This window comes from Maricaulis sp., assembly GCF_030149425.1.
Lineage (GTDB): Bacteria > Pseudomonadota > Alphaproteobacteria > Caulobacterales > Maricaulaceae > Maricaulis.
This window is the reverse complement of the sequence record NZ_JASBRQ010000030.1, coordinates 1-1,571: the sequence shown is the minus strand read 5'-3', so window position 1 is coordinate 1,571 and position 1,571 is coordinate 1. Positions and strand designations below refer to the sequence as shown.

General features: G+C 62.8%; 2 protein-coding genes. Both read left to right on the top strand.

The window, feature by feature from the left end; translation table 11 throughout:
- The first annotated feature begins 40 nt into the window (after positions 1-40).
- Entirely contained in the window at positions 41-463 is a 423-nt protein-coding gene (gene rplQ / locus Q1V57_RS04655; protein WP_300528049.1) for a 50S ribosomal protein L17, read from the top strand.
- 88 nt (positions 464-551) lie between these two features.
- On the top strand, positions 552-1,571 hold a 1,020-nt coding region (locus tag Q1V57_RS04650), incomplete at its 3' end, for a trypsin-like peptidase domain-containing protein (protein ID WP_300528048.1).

Sequence of the window (1,571 nt, the reverse complement as noted above, 5' to 3'; positions counted from 1 at the left end):
CGCCGAGAGGCGCCTGAACCGGGCATGAGGAGATTAAGCCATGCGTCACGGCATCGCACATCGTAAGCTGAACCGCACGACCACGCACCGCAAGGCCATGCTGGCCAATATGGCGGCGTCGCTGATCGAGCACGAGCAAATCGTCACCACGCTGCCGAAAGCCAAAGAGCTGGCACCGTTCATGGACAAGCTGATCACTCTCGCCAAGCGCGGTGATCTGCACGGTCGCCGCCAGGCGATGTCGAAGGTCCGCAACGAGGCCCAGGTCAAGAAGCTGTTCGACACGCTGGGTGAGCGTTACACCGAGCGCAGCGGCGGTTATACCCGCGTGCTCAAGGCGGGCTTCCGCCACGGCGACAACGCGCCGATGGCCGTGATCGAGCTGGTTGACCGCGATCCGTCCGCGAAGGGCGCTGCCGACCGCGCACGTCTGGAAGCGGAAGGCGACATGACGGACGAGTAAGTCTCGCGTCATCGCAGGTTCACGAGAAGGCGGCTTAGCTCTTGCTAGCCGCCTTTTTCATGTCTGAAATCGTATCTATATGGACCGCATGATCAGATCTCTTTGCCTTCTCGCCGTACTTGCCGTCGCCGCTCCTGTGTCAGCGCAGGAAGTTCCATTCGCGCCCGGAAGTCCGGAAAACCGCTTCGTGCCGGAAAGCCAGGCCGAGATGCGGATGTCCTTTGCGCCGGTTGTGCGCGAGGCCGCGCCGGCCGTGGTCAACGTCTATACCAGCCGCACAGTTCGCCAGCGTGTGGGGTTCTTCTCCAACCGGACGCGGGAGCGCGAGCAGAATTCGCTCGGGTCGGGGGTCATCGTTGATCCGTCCGGTGTCATCGTCACCAACCACCATGTGGTCAATGGCGCCGACGAACTGCGCATCGTGCTCAATGACCGGCGTGAGTTCGAAGCCGAAATTCTGCTGACCGATGAGGCAACCGACCTCGCCGTACTCAAAGTAACCACTGACGAGCCGCTTCCGGTGCTGGCCTATGACAATGCTGGCGACCATGAGGTCGGCGATCTGGTTCTGGCGATCGGCAACCCGTTCGGTGTTGGCCAGACCGTGACCAGCGGTATCGTCTCCGCCCTGGCACGCACCGATGTCGGTGAGACCGATTTCGCCTCTTTCATCCAGACCGATGCGGCGATCAATCCGGGTAATTCCGGCGGGGCGCTCGTCAATATGGATGGCGAGCTGATCGGCGTGAACACGATGATCTTTTCGCGCTCCGGCGGCTCCAACGGGATCGGCTTTGCCATTCCCGTCGAGCTGGTCAGCCGCGTGGTCGACAGCGCCCTGACCGAGGGCGAGCTGATCCGGCCCTGGCTGGGGGCACGCCTGCAGCCGGTCACCAGTGATCTCGCCATGGCCTTCGGGCTCGATCGCCCGCGTGGCGCGCTGGTCAATGAGATCTATCCCGGCGCTGCTGCGGATGATGCCGGCTTCGAGCAGGGCGATATCGTCCTCGCCGTCGATGGTCATGACGTCAATAATGACAGCGGCATCCTGTTCCGCCTGGCCACGCACAATACGGGCGAGGATGCGCGCTTCACCATCCTGCGCGAT

Bases quoted from the DNA above. Each gene is read 5' to 3' on its own strand.
- rplQ (WP_300528049.1), top strand. From the start codon at position 41: ATGCGTCACGGCATCGCACATCGTAAGCTGAACCGCACGACCACGCAC.